The 13,516-nt window shown below is 72.3% G+C and carries 15 protein-coding genes and 1 pseudogene; 7 read left to right on the forward strand and 9 right to left on the reverse strand.

What is annotated here, in order from left to right; all coding sequences use genetic code 11:
• Window positions 1-12 precede the first annotated feature (12 nt).
• Genes ACLJQM_RS38995 through ACLJQM_RS39005 form a run of 3 tightly spaced genes read left to right on the forward strand, consistent with a single transcriptional unit; the run spans window position 13 to window position 2,043 of the window.
• On the forward strand, window positions 13-813 hold the full coding sequence (locus ACLJQM_RS38995; RefSeq protein ID WP_247014180.1) for a heavy metal-binding domain-containing protein: 801 nt from the start codon (window positions 13-15) through the stop codon (window positions 811-813).
• A 10-nt stretch (window positions 814-823) separates the two neighbouring features.
• Entirely contained in the window at window positions 824-1,642 is an 819-nt protein-coding gene (locus ACLJQM_RS39000) for a heavy metal-binding domain-containing protein (protein WP_410635354.1), read from the forward strand.
• The gene (locus ACLJQM_RS39005; RefSeq protein ID WP_410635356.1) at window positions 1,642-2,043 is read left to right on the forward strand and encodes a hypothetical protein; all 402 of its coding nucleotides are present in this window, start codon (window positions 1,642-1,644) and stop codon (window positions 2,041-2,043) included. The genes ACLJQM_RS39000 and ACLJQM_RS39005 overlap by 1 nt, the downstream gene beginning before the upstream one ends.
• Window positions 2,044-2,058: 15 nt before the next feature.
• Here ACLJQM_RS39005 and ACLJQM_RS39010 read toward each other — a convergent pair.
• Together ACLJQM_RS39010 and ACLJQM_RS39015 are read right to left on the reverse strand one after the other, a co-directional pair.
• Window positions 2,059-2,852: pseudogene (locus tag ACLJQM_RS39010) on the reverse strand (IS5 family transposase).
• Between the two features lie 50 nt (window positions 2,853-2,902).
• Window positions 2,903-3,754, reverse strand: a complete 852-nt coding sequence (locus ACLJQM_RS39015) for an alpha/beta fold hydrolase (protein ID WP_410635357.1) — start codon at window positions 3,752-3,754, stop codon at window positions 2,903-2,905.
• Between the two features lie 101 nt (window positions 3,755-3,855).
• Between ACLJQM_RS39015 and ACLJQM_RS39020 the strand changes: the two genes are divergently transcribed.
• Window positions 3,856-4,425: a CGNR zinc finger domain-containing protein gene (locus ACLJQM_RS39020; protein WP_410635358.1), complete on the forward strand. Its 570-nt coding sequence runs from the start codon at window positions 3,856-3,858 to the stop codon at window positions 4,423-4,425.
• Window positions 4,426-4,435: 10 nt separating this feature from the next.
• Window positions 4,436-4,843 carry a VOC family protein gene (locus ACLJQM_RS39025; protein ID WP_360778960.1) on the forward strand — a complete coding sequence of 136 codons (408 nt, stop codon included), beginning with the start codon at window positions 4,436-4,438 and terminating at the stop codon, window positions 4,841-4,843.
• Here ACLJQM_RS39025 and ACLJQM_RS39030 read toward each other — a convergent pair.
• From ACLJQM_RS39030 to ACLJQM_RS39040, 3 genes are all read right to left on the reverse strand, one after another.
• Window positions 4,840-5,595, reverse strand: coding sequence for an SDR family NAD(P)-dependent oxidoreductase (locus tag ACLJQM_RS39030; RefSeq protein ID WP_360778963.1), 756 nt, complete (start codon window positions 5,593-5,595; stop codon window positions 4,840-4,842). The two genes, ACLJQM_RS39025 and ACLJQM_RS39030, sit on opposite strands and share 4 nt — an antisense overlap.
• Window positions 5,596-5,665: 70 nt before the next feature.
• Complete coding sequence (locus ACLJQM_RS39035) at window positions 5,666-6,256, reverse strand: GTP cyclohydrolase II (protein ID WP_360778966.1); 591 nt, start codon at window positions 6,254-6,256, stop codon at window positions 5,666-5,668.
• Complete coding sequence (locus ACLJQM_RS39040) at window positions 6,253-7,722, reverse strand: PfkB family carbohydrate kinase (RefSeq protein WP_247014193.1); 1,470 nt, start codon at window positions 7,720-7,722, stop codon at window positions 6,253-6,255. Before ACLJQM_RS39040 ends, ACLJQM_RS39035 begins: the two co-directional genes overlap by 4 nt.
• 354 nt (window positions 7,723-8,076) lie before the next feature.
• Between ACLJQM_RS39040 and ACLJQM_RS39045 the strand changes: the two genes are divergently transcribed.
• Both ACLJQM_RS39045 and ACLJQM_RS39050 read left to right on the forward strand, forming a co-directional pair.
• Window positions 8,077-9,216: an OmpA family protein gene (locus ACLJQM_RS39045; protein WP_410635361.1), complete on the forward strand. Its 1,140-nt coding sequence runs from the start codon at window positions 8,077-8,079 to the stop codon at window positions 9,214-9,216.
• 20 nt (window positions 9,217-9,236) lie between these two features.
• Complete coding sequence (locus ACLJQM_RS39050) at window positions 9,237-10,067, forward strand: hypothetical protein (RefSeq protein ID WP_247014197.1); 831 nt, start codon at window positions 9,237-9,239, stop codon at window positions 10,065-10,067.
• Between the two features lie 447 nt (window positions 10,068-10,514).
• On the opposite strand, the gene ACLJQM_RS39055 is transcribed toward ACLJQM_RS39050, so the two are convergent.
• The 4 genes from ACLJQM_RS39055 to ACLJQM_RS39070 all read right to left on the reverse strand — a co-directional run bounded on the left by ACLJQM_RS39055 (window position 10,515) and on the right by ACLJQM_RS39070 (window position 13,495).
• The gene (locus tag ACLJQM_RS39055) at window positions 10,515-11,330 is read right to left on the reverse strand and encodes an SCO6745 family protein (RefSeq protein WP_360778974.1); all 816 of its coding nucleotides are present in this window, start codon (window positions 11,328-11,330) and stop codon (window positions 10,515-10,517) included.
• An 8-nt stretch (window positions 11,331-11,338) separates the two neighbouring features.
• Complete coding sequence (locus ACLJQM_RS39060; RefSeq protein ID WP_410635362.1) at window positions 11,339-11,518, reverse strand: amino acid--tRNA ligase-related protein; 180 nt, start codon at window positions 11,516-11,518, stop codon at window positions 11,339-11,341.
• Entirely contained in the window at window positions 11,515-12,084 is a 570-nt protein-coding gene (locus tag ACLJQM_RS39065; RefSeq protein WP_410635363.1) for a hypothetical protein, read from the reverse strand. The genes ACLJQM_RS39060 and ACLJQM_RS39065 overlap by 4 nt, the downstream gene beginning before the upstream one ends.
• 205 nt (window positions 12,085-12,289) lie before the next feature.
• Window positions 12,290-13,495: a cytochrome P450 gene (locus ACLJQM_RS39070; protein ID WP_410635365.1), complete on the reverse strand. Its 1,206-nt coding sequence runs from the start codon at window positions 13,493-13,495 to the stop codon at window positions 12,290-12,292.
• Between the last annotated feature and the right edge of the window lie 21 nt (window positions 13,496-13,516).

Consider the following 13,516-nt stretch of genomic DNA (forward strand, 5'->3'; position numbering starts at 1 on the left):
AGGAGGTCCGCAGTGCCCGGTTGGGACGGTCGTGGCCTGCCGCCCGTGGCGCGGGAACGCGTCGAGCGCTTCGCCGCGTCCGGCTTGACGACGTCGCTGCTGAGCGTGCCCGGCGCGGTCGGCGCCGAAGTCGCGGGCTTCTCCCCCGTCGGCGAGGTCATGGGCTGCGTCGTGCAGCGCGCCGGCTGGCCGGGAGCCGCTTCCTGGGCCGCCGCCGACCAGGTCGAGCTGCTTTCCGGGGCGCTGCGCGAGGGCTACCGGATCGCGCTCGACCGGCTCGGGCAGGAAGCGGAAGCGATCGGGGCCGACGGGGTCCTCGGCATCACCCTCACGCTCACCTCGCTCGACGACGTCATGCGGGAGTTCACCGCGCTGGGCACGGCCGTGCGCGCCGACACCCGGCAACGGCCGGGGCGGCTGTTCACCACCGAGCTGCCGGGCCAGGACGTCGGGAAGCTGATGCAGGCCGGCTGGGTGCCCGCACGCCTGGTGATCGGCGTCGCCGGGCGCGCGAAGTACGACTACAACATGCAGAACCAGACGTCGGTCTGGGCCGGCAACACCGAAGTCGACCTGCCCACCCACGTCGTCAACGAGGTCCGCGGCGCGGCTCGCGCGGAGTTCGCCCGCGGGATCCGCGAAAGCGGCGCCGACGGCGGCATCGTCTCGCGCCTGACGCTGCGGACGTGGCCGGTGCAGGAGATCGCGGTGGCCGGCATCGCCACCGTGACCGGCACCGCGATCGCCCGCTTCCACCCCGGCCGCGCCGCACCGACGAGCGCGCTCAAGATCCTGCCGTTGAACCGTTCCTGAAGGAGGCTTCGTGACCACCGCGGACCCCGCCGCGCAGCACATCCCCGAGGATGCGATGCGCCGGCTCGCCGAAATGCGGCCCGGCGGGAAGGCCGGCCTGTTCACCTCCGACCTGAGCGTCAACGAGTTCCTCCTCGTGCGCGAAGCCGGTTTCCGGCCGCTCGGGCTGGTGCTCGGCTCGAGCGTCTACCACGTCGGGTTCCAAATGGGACGGTGGAACAAGAACCAGGAGCTGGACCGGCTCTCCCAGGCGATGTACCACGCCCGCGAGCTCGCGATGGCGCGGATGGAGGCGGAGGCGGACGTCCTCGGCGCCGACGGCATCGTCGCGGTCCGGCTGGAGATCGAGTTCAAGGAGTTCGGCAGCGACCTCGCCGAGTTCATCGCCGTCGGCACGGCGGTCAAGGCCGACGAACCCGGCGAATGGCGCAACAACACCGGAAAGCCGTTCACCTCGGACCTGTCCGGACAGGACTTCTGGACGCTGGTGCAGGCCGGGTACGCGCCGCTGGGCATGGTGATGGGGACGTGCGTCTACCACATCGCGCACCAGCGGTTCCGGCAGCTGGTGGGCAACATCGGCCAGAACGTCGAGATCCCGCAGTACACCGAGGCGTTGTACGACGCGCGCGAACTCGCGATGTCGCGCATGCAGGCGGAAGCGGAACAGCTGGCGGCGGAGGGCATCGTCGGCGTGCAGCTGCTTTCGCTACCGCACCGCTGGGGCGGGCACACAACGGAGTTCTTCGCGATCGGCACGGCGGTCAAGCCGTTGCGCGCCGACCACCGCATCGCCAAACCGCAGCTCGTGCTGCCCCTCACCGACTGATGGGCGCCGAGCTGGACTTCCACCTGGTGGCGGCGGCCCTGCGCACGGACCGCGCGGACGTCGAGTCCTACCAACGGGTCCTGTCCGAGACGCTGGGCAGCGCACTGCCGCCGGGCATGGTGGAGATCGACCGGCGGCGCACGTTCGCCGACCGCGTCGCGGGCCGCACCGGCCAGGCGGTCGCGGTGCGCGTCACCACGCCGGACCGGGTCCTGGTCCTGACGGCGGCCCCACACGGCGGCGTCGCGGCGGAGATCCACCAGGTGGTCCGCGGCGTGGTGATCAGCCGCAAGGAAGCCACGGTCGACGACTGGCTCGCGGCACTGGCGCGGGAGCTGACCGCGTTGGCGGAGAAGGACGCGAAAGCGCGGGACGCCCTTTCGCGCCTCCTCGGCGATTAGGAGCTGTCCTGTAAGTCATCGGAGCCGAAGAACGATCGCGGCGATGGTGAGTTCAGCCTGGTAGGAGGCGGCGCGTTTGGCGTAGCAGGTGGCTAGGTCACGGAACTGCTTGAGCCGGTTGAAGCAGCGTTCCACCACGTTGCGTTGCTTGTAGACCTCGGCATCGAAGGCTGATGGTCGCCCGCCGCGGAAGCCTTGGCGACGGCGGGCGATCTGGTCATCGCGCTCCGCGATCACCGTCTCCGGCCGGCACCACGGACGCCCAGGCCCGAGCCGGGCGACACTGATGCCATCCAACAGCGGCGGCAACTGCGGGTTGTCGCCGGCTTGGCCTGGGGCGAGCAGGATCCGTATCGGCAGGCCACGCCCCTCGACGGCGAGGTGGATCGTAGTGCTCAATCCTCCGCGGGACCGGCCGAGTCCTTCCCCATCGCAGGCGAGGGCTTCGATCCCGTCGCTGCAGCCCCCTTTTTCCAGGCGCCCGCAGCATGCTGGTGCGCCCGGACCACGCTGGAGTCGACCGAGATGATCCACTCCAGGTCGCCGACGGCGTCGTCCTTGACGATCACCCGGTCGAGGATCCGCGCCCAGGTGCCGTCCTTGGTCCACAGCCGCAATCGTTCGTGCGCGGTTTTCCGCGGTCCGTTACGGTCGGGCAGGTCTCGCCACGGCGCGCCGGTGCGGAGTTTCCACAGGATCGCGTTGATGACTTGGCGGTGATCCCGCCACCGCCTGCCACCGCTTTGCTGCGGTGGCAGCAACGGCTCGATCACCGCCCAGGCCTTGTCCGTCAACTCACCGCGACCAATCACCGGGCACAATTACCGGAAGTCCAGCTCAACCGCTTGCAGGACATGCCCTAGCCCAGCACCCGGCCCAGGAAGCCGCGGACGTAGCCGGCGATGGCGTCGAGGTGCGTCTCCAGCGCGAAGTGCCCCGTGTCGAGCAGGTGGATCTCCGCCTCGGGCAGGTCGCGGGCGTAGGCGCGGGCGCCGTCGGCGATGAAGATCTCGTCGTTGCCGCCCCAGACCGCGAGGAGCGGGACGCCGCTGGTGCGGAAGTACTCGTGGAACTTCGGGTACACGCCGATGTTGTGGTGGTAGTCCGCGAGCAGCGCCATCTGGATCTCGGCTGCGCCGGGGCGGTCGAGCAGGGCCTGGTCGTGGATCCAGACGTCCGGGCTGACCAGCGACGGGTCGGGTGCGCCGTCGAGGTACTGCGCCTTGGTGGCCTCCAGGGTGACCATGGCCCGCAGGTCGTCCTCGGTCAGCGTGCCCGCGGCGAGCTTCTGCGGCAGGCCGGCGCCCAGCCCTTCGACGTAGGCGTTGCCGTTCTGCGTGGCGATCGCCGTCACCCGCTCGGGGTGGCCGGCCGCGATGCGCAGGCCGACCGGTGAGCCGAAGTCCTGGATGTAGAGCGCGAAGCGGCTCAGGCCGAGCTCGTCGAGCAGGCCGAGCGTGAGGTCGGCGAGCGCGTCGAAGGTGTAGGTGAACTCGGCCACCGAAGGGGCGTCCGACGCACCCGAGCCCAGGTAGTCGGGCGCGACGACGTGGTAGCGGTCGGCCAGCGCCGGGATCAGGTGGCGGAACATGTGCGAGCTCGTCGGGAACCCGTGGAGCAGCACGATCGTGGGCGCGTCCGCGGGCCCGGCCTCCCGGTAGAACAGCCGGTGCCCGGCGACGGTGGCGTGGCGGTGGTGCACGGTGACCATCGGTGTCTCCTCACGTCTCATGGTTACTTTTCTATTTATCCATGAGACAGGTAGGCTGTCAACGGGCACGGGAAACTGGGCACCGGACTCGGGAGGCGAACGTGGTCACTGCGGCACCCGGCGAGGAGCGCTCACCCGCGCTGGCGCTGGTCAACACCCGGCGCTTGAGCGCCACCGGCGAAGTCGACGACCTCGCCGAACCGCGCGCCGCCGCCGGCTGGCTGCGCCGGCACGACCTGGCGGCCGCGGACCTGGGCCCGGCCGACGTCGCCCGCCTCGGCGAACTCCGGGGCGCCGTCCGCGAGCTGCTGGCCGCGCTGGCGGAAGACCGCGTCCCCGACGCCGCCGCCGTGACGGCGGTGAACGCGGCCGCCCGCGCCGACGCCGCCGCGCCCCAGCTCACCTGGCGGGACGGGCCACTGCGCGAATGGCGCAGCACCCGGCCGGGCACCGCCGACGAGGCCGTGGCGGCACTGGCCCGCGACGCGATCGACGTCGTCGGCGGTGACCTCGGCCGGCTGGTCCGCCCGTGCGAGGCCCACGGCTGCGTCCGCTTCTTCTTCCGCGAGCACGCCCGCCGCCGCTGGTGCTCCACGACCTGCGGTGACCGGGTCCGCGCGGCCCGGCACCAGCGCCTCGTCGTCGAGCAGCGGGAGGCTTCGGCCAAGTAGCGTGAAGCCCATGGACTGGACGCTCGAAGTGGTCGTGGTGCCGGTGTCCGACATCGACCGCGCCAAGGCCTTCTACGCCGATCAGCTCGGCTTCACGCTCGACCACGACGTGGCGCCCGCGGAAGGTGTCCGGATCGTCCAGCTGACCCCGCCGGGCTCGGGCTGCTCGGTGGTGATCGGGAAGGGCGCGGTCCCGGACATGCCGCCGGGGTCGATGAAGGGGCTGCAGCTCGTCGTCAAGGACCTCCCGAAGGCGCACGCGGAGCTGCTCGAACGCGGCGTGGACGCCGGGGAGATCCAGGTCGTCGGCACGGGTCCGTGGGACGGCAAGGCCGACCTCGACAACGTGGGCTTCGTGAACTTCACCGACCCGGACGGCAACGCCTGGGCGGTCCAGCAGATCTCGTCCCGCCGCTAGTCGACCAGCGCGCCGCAGCTGACGTTGACCGTGGCCGCCGTCATCGTGCGGGCCCGGTCCGACGCCACGAACGCCGCGACCGCGCCGACGTCGGCGAGGGTGGCCGCGCGGCCGAGCATCGTCTGGCCCACGATGCTCTCCTCGATCTTGTCGCGGCCCGGGAACCCGGCCGGGAGCACCTCGGTGATGCCGCCCGTCCGCAGCGTCACCGTCCGGATCCCGTGCGGCCCCAGCTCGGCGGCGAGCTGACGGCGCATCGCCTCGAGCGCGTGGAAAGCCACCTGCAGCCCCCCGACGGGGAACTCCCGCACGGGGTCCCCCGCGCCGCCGAACAGCAGGATGGCGCCCGAGCGCTGCGGGATCATGTGCCGCGCCGCCGCCCGGGCGGTCAGGAACTGCGTGCGCACGGCGGTCAGCACCGGCCGTTCGTAGTCCGCGAGCGCCATGTCGGCCAGCGGCGTGCCCTGGACGTCGCCGTGCGCGATGAGGTTGAACGAAACGTGCAGCCCACCCCGCGCGGCGACGGCATCGGCGTGCTCGTCGACGGCCCGCTCGTCGAGCGCGTCGACCTCGGCGGCCTCGGCCGTCCCACCGGCGTCCCGGATCCGCCCGGCGACCTCGTCCAGCCGCGCGAGGGTCCGCCCGGCGAGGAAAACGGTGGCGCCCTCCTCGGCGAACGCGGCGGCGACGGCCGAGCCGATCCGGCCGCCGGCACCGTAGACGACGGCGTTCTTGCCTGCGAGCAGGGTCATGGGTTCCTCCCTTGTCCGGGTGTGGTCACCGGTGCGTCGAACGGGCGGACCCGGAATCGACACGGGAGGCTCAGGCGGGGCGCGGCAGGATCGCGTGCCCGTGGACTTCCTTGGCCGCGAGGTACCGGACCGTCTCCGTGCTCGGGTCCGGCTGCACCAGCTGGCGCATCTCCGCTTTGATGCCCGCCGCTTCGAGCGCCGAGATCTTGTCGGGGTTGTTGGTCAGCAGCTGCACCGAGGTGAGCCCGAACTGCGTCAGCAGGGCCGCCGCGGCCGCGTAGGACCGGCTGTCGGCCTTGTACCCGAGTTCGGCGTAGCTCGCGAAGGTGTCCAGGTTCTTCCGCTGCGACAGCTCGTACCCCGCCGCTTTCGCGAACAGGCCCGCGCCGCGCCCCTCCTGGTCGAGGTACACCAGCACGCCGGAGCCGTGCCTCCGGATGATGCGGAGGGACTCCTGCAGCTGCCACCGGCAGTCGCAGTTCGTGGACTCGAAGATTTCGCCGTAGAGGCACCGGGAGTGGATGCGGACGGGACACCCGTCCGACGGCTCGCCGTAGACCGCCGCGCTCGGCGGGTTCATCCACTCGGGCCCGCCGTCGAGGACGATCGCGCGGAACGCCCCCTCCGCTCCCTCCAGCTGGTGCACCACTGCTCCGGTCACGGGGTCTCCAGGCTCTGGTCGGTCTCGAGGGTGCGCTCGACCTCCTCGAGACCCGGCATCGAGTCGGCGATCTCGTCGAGAGTCGGGTTCGTCGCCATCGCCGCGATCGCCCAGTGCAGGGCTTCCTCGCGGCTCCGGCCGGCACCCTCTTGAATGAGTTTTTGGATGAGCGCCGCGGAAAAAGCTTCGCGGACGCCTGGTGCGTCGTCGAGCGGGACCGGCGGGCCCTCGATGTCGCGGGAGATCACGCTCGAGCGGATACTACAACCAAAATTCTCCACGACACAGACGGCGCCCACCCCGAGTGCGAGCAGCGACCGGGCGAGGTCGTCGAGTGATTGTGGACTGTCCGGATCGGACAGCAGCCGGCGCAGCTCGCCTTCGCGGCCGACCAGGTAGTCGACCCCGCGCAGCAGCCGGTAGAGCTGCTGCGGAGCCCCGCGGGGCGGCGAAGCCTGCAGCAGCACCAAGGGTTTCCGCGGCTGCGCGGCCGCCGACGAGAGCGCCCACTTGATCGTGTCCATCGGCGGTTCGAGCGTGACGAGCACGGCGTCCGCTTCGGCCATCGCGTCCCGGACCCGCGGCGCGCGAAGGTCCTCTCTGGACAGCGAGACGTCGTCCTTGTTCATCCAGCCGAGGTACCGGGTCTCGCCGGTCTGGCTGACGAGCACCAGCGCCCGCGGGTTGGCGACGCCGGGGGTTTCCTTGACCAGCGCGGTCGACAGGCCTTCCTTGCGCATGAACTGCAGCAGGTCCTGGGCCTGGGAATCGCCGCCGATCGCGGTGACGAGCTTCGCGTCGAGGCCGAGGCGCCGCCCGGCGACCGCGAGGAGAAGACCCTTGCCGCCCGGGTGCACGTCGAAGGACTGCGCTTGGACGGCTTCGCCGACGTCGGGCAGCTCGTCCGAAACCACGACGTGATCGGTCACCGCGCTGCCGACCACCACGACGGACCCCACGGTGTCGACGGCGGGCTCGGCCACCACCGGCTCGACGTCGTGGGCGCAGCGTTCGGCCAGCACGCCCAGGGTCCGGGTCTCGATGGAGCCGCGCAGGCTGCGGACGGTCGGCGGCGGGTACTCGCTCGAGACGCCGACCAGCGCGTGCAAGGCGTCCCACCCGTCGGCCAGCGCCCGGCGGCGCTCCCCCAGGTCGTCGGCGTACAGCCGCTCGACCTCGGGGCGCTCGCCCACGCGCGCGCGGAGGACACCGAGGGCCAGCGCGGCGTCGGCGATCAGGAGGTCGGCCGGGTCGAGCGCGGCGACGGCCGCGGTCACGACGTCGACGATCGCTTCGCCCTCGGACGCGCCGGTCTCGCGGACGCGGCGGCGGACGGCGGGGAGCTCGGCGAGCAGCCGGACGTCGACCTCGGTCGCGTCGAGACGCTCGACGGTGAGCCCGCTGCGCGTCCTCAGCTTGAGGAAGACGCTCCGGACGCCCTCGACGGTGGCGTCGTATCTCGCCATCGCCTCAGCCTACCCTTCGGATGTCACTTGCCCTTCTCCGCATGGCACTTGCGCGTCGCGGTCCCGCCACTCGTCGCAACCCGGCCGCGAAGTTGCTCCATTCGGTCCGTTTGGGTCCGGCGTTCGGCGCTCCCTGATCACACAAAGGGCGTCGACCTGGGACCACTTCTTGATGTCATCGCATTGTCAATTGACATCGTTACAGGGCAAATGCCAACCTGGAGTGGCGCCACCGACCTTCGGGAGGTCGTCATGCAGCTTAAGAACACCTCGCTCAACCTGCGGAACGCGACGTCACGCCCCGCACGTGTCACTCGGGTGGCATTTGCCGGGCTGATGGCCGCCGGCGCCTTCGTGAGTGGCTGTGCGGTGCCGGCGCGCAACGTCGTCCCCAGCGGTGGGGACCGGGTCGTGGTGGTCGTCAGCGGGACGGCGAACGAGCCGCGGGCCGCTGTCGGCGATGCCGTTCTCGCCGTGCTGCGTGACGCCGCGAACAGCGGGAACGTCTCGCAGCAGGGCTCGGGCAAGAGCAGCGTCGTGCTGGTCTCGGCCGCCGACGGCGGGGACCGGCGCTCGGTCGTGCTGACCCCGCGGCGCGCCGACGGTTCCCTGGAACACGGCCTTTCGCGGCCGTCGCTGATCGACCGGAACGTGGCGAGCGCCGTCGACGCGATCGGCGCCACCGCGGCCCGCAAGAGCGGGCTCGACCTGCTCACCGGCATCGCCGACGCCGTCCGCGGGGTGGCCGCCGGGACCCTGGTCGTCGACAGCAGCGGCCTGAGCACCGGCGGGGCGTTCGACCTCCGGCAGGTCGGCTGGGCGGCCGACCCCGCGGCCGTCGCCGGGCAGCTGACCGCCGCCCGGCAATTGCCGGGGCTGGGCGGCTGGCACGTCGTCTTCACCGGGCTCGGGTCGGTCGCCGGGCCGCAGCCGCCGCTGCCCACACCGGCGCGCGAGCGGCTCGCGGCGTACTGGCAGGCGATCTGCCGGGCGGCCGGTGCGGCCGCCTGCGACGTCGGCCAGAGCCGGGTGCCGGCCGAGCCGTCGCGGGCCACCGCGGCGACGCCGGTCGTGCCCGTGCCCGGGGTGACGTCGGTGACCGGCCCGCGGGGCGAGGTCACCACCACGGTTTCGGACGCCGCGCTCGGCTTCGCCGGGGACTCCGCGGTGCTCTCCGAATCCGCCGGCGACCTGCTGCGGTCGCTGGCGGGCAGCATCACGGCCGGCCGCACGAGCGCGCCGGTCACCGTCCGCGGCTTCGCGGCCGACCCGCCCGGGTCGACCGACGCGGGGCGGCGGGAACTGGCGGAACAGCGAGCGCGTGCCGTCGCCGGCGCGCTCACCGGGGCCGGGGTGACCCAGCGGGTCGACGCCACCGGCACCGGCACCGAACCCGGGGTCACCGCGATGACCGGCGGGCGGTTCGACGAAGCGGCGGCGGCCCGGATGAGGCGGGTGGAGATCACGTACCAGGGCCCCGGCCCGAGCACGTAGACCGACCAGGAGGCACGGCCATGACCAGCACCGACCAGACGAGAAACCTGCCGCTGCCCCAGCCGCGGCCCCGCGCCGAGACGCCGGCCGGCGACCTGCTCCTCGCCCGCGTGCAGGAGCTGACCTACCGGTCCACCCGGGCCATGGACGGCCACGTGGTGGGCCCGCACGGGCAGAACCTGACCGTCGGCGAGGCGCAGGCCCGCGCCGAGCTGATCGACCGGCTCATCGAGCTGGAGCAGCTGCGCGGCAGCCTGCGCCACCGCCGCGTCGGCCGCGTGACACGGGTGCTGACGCTGCTCACGGTGACGGTGGTCGACCTGCCGATCATGTTGTGGCTGGCCAGTTCCGTGTTCAACGTCGACTGGAGCGACCCGCTCGGCCTGCCGCTGGCGATCAGCATCGTGATCTCGGTGCTGGCCACCGGCGGCGCGGCGACGGCGTTGCACCACCTCGGCCACAACCAGCGCCAGCACAAGAACGCCAAGCGGCAGCTGGACTGGCCGAAGCTGTCGATGGGGTCGAAGCTCAGCCTCGTCACGGTGGGCCTGCTGGTCGGGCTGATGGGCGTGGTGATGTTCGTCCGGGTCTACACGGAGGGCGTGCTGTCCGGCATGAACGACCTCGCCGTGCTGATGGCGGTGCTGGTCGCGCTGGTGATGGTGGTGTCGGCGACGCTGGTGTTCTGGACGGCCTTCCGCGACGGCTCGCTGGAGCAGGACGACCTGCGCCACTACAGCGACAGCGTGCGGCCGTTCCTCACGGCGAAGCGCGAGTACGAGGACCAGGCCCACGAGCTGAGCTGCCAGTACGACCTCCTGCGGCGCCAGGCGGGCCGCGCGGAGGAATGACCTCGGGGGAACCCGGGGACCCGGGCCGGCGGGAGGGCTACCCGCCGGCCCGGGTGACGTCGAAAGCCAGGTCCGCGGCCGCCGCCGGTGTCATGAACGACTCGTTCACCTCGCCGGCCGTCAGGGTTCCGGCAAGTCGCGGTGGCGGGCGGGTTCGGCGGCCGACGTGCGGATACGCCCGGGCTCGCAGCACCAGACCCAGCCCGTCACACCCGTCACGCCCCCTCCGGCCGGACATGAGCCGAAGGGCCCGACCGGGTCGTTCGCCCTGATCCCGGGTTGCGGGACGTCATGAACGCCCCTTTCACCGCGTCCGACGCGGTGAACGACCCGTTCATGACGTTGCGAACCGCCGGACCGGCGTGGTCAACGGCGGCCCGACCAACGTCTTGGGCTTCCCTTCGGCGACCTCCAACACCGACTTTGCCGGGATGCTGACGCCGGACGTCAGGGACGGGGTACGCCCATCGGGTTCGGCACCGGGACCACGCCGCTGTCGATCACCGCTCGGCTCAGCGGGACCGCCAGCTCCAGCGCCCGCTCGAAGTCGTCCCCCAGCGCCGCCACCGGCGCGGCCGCCAGCCGATCCGTGTCTTCCTCGACACGGCGGCGCAGGTCCCGGCCCGCGTCGGTCAGCCGGCCGGCCCCGTCGAGCACCCCGCGAGCCCGCAGCCGGTCCACCGCCGCGTCCCACTGCTCGTCCGACCACCCCCGGTGCGGCTGGACGTCCGCCCGGCCGAGCCCGCCATCACCGATGTGGGTGAGCGTCGTCTCCAGCCCGCTCAACCCCGCGTGCACCGCCGCCAGGACGTGGCCGTCGCCGCGGTGCTCGCGCAGGATCGTCGTCGCCAGCCAGAGCGCCGCCGCCGGGTCCGCGGGCTTCGGTACCGCCGCCCACGCCGCCGCCAGCGGACGGCCGCCGAAATCGCAGGCGTCGACCGCGCGCCACAGCAGCGAAGCCAGTTCTGGCGCCGCGGGCACCGCCGTCGAGACCGCGTCGATCCGCGACTCGAGAACCGCCGCGGGCGAGGCGAACGACCACGCGTCCGGCAAGGCCCGCGCCACCATCGCCGGCGCGAAGCCGAACAACACCGCCGCCGCCGGTTCCGGGCCGATCGGCCCCAGCGGCGCCAGGCGGCCCGCGAAGTACCCCATCCAGTACCCGCGCAGGCCGGCGGCCTTGGCCGCCGCCGCGGTCTCGGGCGCGAAGTAGACGACGGCGTGCAACGGTTCCACGGCCGCCCAGAGCCGGCGTGCGGTCATGCTGCTCCTCACGGGGTCAGCCGGTGCAGGTCACGCGGGAACAGCGTGACCTCCCGGACGTTCGCGGCGCCGAAGAGGCGCGCGGTCCAGCGTTCCAGACCGATCGCGAACCCGCCGTGGGGCGGCACGCCGTGCGCGAACGCCTGGAGGTGGTCGGCGTGCCGGTGCGGCCGCTGGCCGCCGGTCACCAGCTCCAGGCCGCGGAACAGCAGGTCGAAGCTGTTCGAGTAGCCGGGCCGGTTCCGGGTGCGTGGAGAACGGCCGTTTCGCCATCGGGTAGCCGGTGAGCGAACAGGAACTCCGAGCCGTGCTCCCGCGGGCGCGAGGTCCGGCTCGTCGGCCGGCACGCCGAGGAAGTCCGGCGCCTCGGCGAAGTGGATCTCCGGATTTCGGCGGGGACGGTGACGAGGTCGCCCGCCATCCCCGCGAGCACGTCCCGCAGCACCGCCATGACGTCGTGGTGGTCACGGACGAAGCCCAGTTCGGCGTCCAGGCTGGTGTACTGCGCGAGGTAGGCGGGCCGGCCGAAGTGGTCGATGCCGAAGACGTTCGCCCCGGATTCGGTCGCCGACGCCACGATCTCGGGCGTGTGCGCCTCGCTGTCCACTGTGGACCGGAACCCGCGCACGGCGGCCGCGGCCGCGGCGAACCTCGCCTTCAGCGCCGGGTGCCGCAACGCGACCGGCGCGTGGTCGAGGATCGTCGGCAGCGAAGCGGTGACGACGGTCCGGTAGAGGTCCAGTTCGGCGGTCAAGATACGGGACTCATCACCCTCCCGACGCGGAACCTTGGGGAGCGCGGGCGCCGTTCCTCCCCGCACTCCGGAGGGTCTTCACCCCGGGACACGGGACCGCCAGCTGCCGGCGGCTCTCTGGACCCGTGCGCTCCCGGGGTTACTCGGCTCCATCAGCGCGTTGCCGGAAACGGCAACCCGCCCGCGCGACGACCGCGTCCGATTTTCAGCCCCACGCCACCGGCAGCTCCCGCACCCCGTACACGAGCGTGTTGTGCTTGAACGACAACGACTCCCGCGGCACCGCCGGCCGCAGGTCGGGGACGCGGCGGAACAACCGCGTCAACGCCTCCTGCAGCTCGACGCGCGCCAGCTGCTGGCCGACGCACTGGTGTGCGCCGAAGCCGAACGCGACGTGCGTGCGCGGCGATTCGCGATCGAAGTCGAGCTTGTCCGCGCCGGGGAACAGCTCCTCGTCGCGGTTCGCGGAGTTCAACGCGGCGACCAGCCACTCCCCCGCCTTCACCGCGCGCCCGCCGACCTCGACGTCGGAAGTCGCGTACCGCAGCACCCCGAACTGCACGACCGAGAGGTACCGCAGCAGCTCCTCGACCGCGCGTTCCGGCTTCGCCAGCACGACGTCCCGCCCCTCGGGCTGCTCCATCAGGACCAGCGCGCCGAGCGCGATCATGTTCGCCGTCGTCTCGTGCCCCGCCACCAGCAGGCTGAGCCCGAGCACGACGAGCTCCTCCATCGACAGCGGGTCGCCGTCCGACTCGCCGCGGGAAATCAGCCGGCTGAACAGGTCGTCCTGCGGATTCCGCCGCTTATCGGTGAACAGCTCGGCCAGGAAGGCGGAAAGCTCGTCGTACGCCTGCTTCCCTTCCTCCGGGGTGGCGTCGGTGCTGACCAGCAAGCCGCTCTGCCGCTGGAACCGCGAGCGGTCCGCGTACGGCACGCCGAGCAGCTCGCAGATCACCAGCGACGGGATCGGCAGCGCGAAGTCCGCCACCAGGTCCGCCCGTCCCGGCTTCGCGAGCATCGCGTCGAGGTGGCTCTCGACCAGTTCCTGGACGTACCCGCGCAGCGCCTCCACGCGCCGCACGGTGAACTCCGCGATCACCTTCTTGCGCAGCCGCGAATGCGCGGCGCCGTCGAGCTGGATGATCGACCCCGGGCTGACCTCCTCGTCGAGGTCGGCGTTCGGGTTGACGTGCACCGAAGACGCGCCGCGGGAGCTCAGCGCGCGGTCGGCGAGCACCGCGCGGACGTCCTGGTAGCGCGTCACCAGCCAGGCGTCCATGCCCGCCGGGCAGCGGACCTGCGACGTCGGGTCGGTTTCCCGCAGCTCGGCGTAGCTCCCGGGCGGGTCGAACGGGCATCCGGCCGGTCGCGTCGTCGGGAGGGCCGGGGTTGCGGATGCTGCCGTCACGGCGGATCACACCTCTCTGCC

It is taken from the genome of Amycolatopsis sp. cmx-4-83 (assembly GCF_046548815.1).
Lineage (GTDB): Bacteria > Actinomycetota > Actinomycetes > Mycobacteriales > Pseudonocardiaceae > Amycolatopsis > Amycolatopsis pretoriensis_A.

Excerpts from the sequence above, each read along its gene's own strand:
- ACLJQM_RS39025 (WP_360778960.1), top strand. The coding sequence starts at position 4,436 with ATGGACTGGACGCTCGAAGTGGTCGTGGTGCCGGTGTCCGACATCGAC.
- ACLJQM_RS39050 (WP_247014197.1), top strand. The coding sequence starts at position 9,237 with ATGACCAGCACCGACCAGACGAGAAACCTGCCGCTGCCCCAGCCGCGG.
- ACLJQM_RS39055 (WP_360778974.1), bottom strand. The coding sequence starts at position 11,330 with ATGACCGCACGCCGGCTCTGGGCGGCCGTGGAACCGTTGCACGCCGTC.
- ACLJQM_RS39005 (WP_410635356.1), top strand. The coding sequence starts at position 1,642 with ATGGGCGCCGAGCTGGACTTCCACCTGGTGGCGGCGGCCCTGCGCACG.
- ACLJQM_RS39015 (WP_410635357.1), bottom strand. The coding sequence starts at position 3,754 with ATGGTCACCGTGCACCACCGCCACGCCACCGTCGCCGGGCACCGGCTG.
- ACLJQM_RS39030 (WP_360778963.1), bottom strand. The coding sequence starts at position 5,595 with ATGACCCTGCTCGCAGGCAAGAACGCCGTCGTCTACGGTGCCGGCGGC.
- ACLJQM_RS39040 (WP_247014193.1), bottom strand. The coding sequence starts at position 7,722 with ATGGCGAGATACGACGCCACCGTCGAGGGCGTCCGGAGCGTCTTCCTC.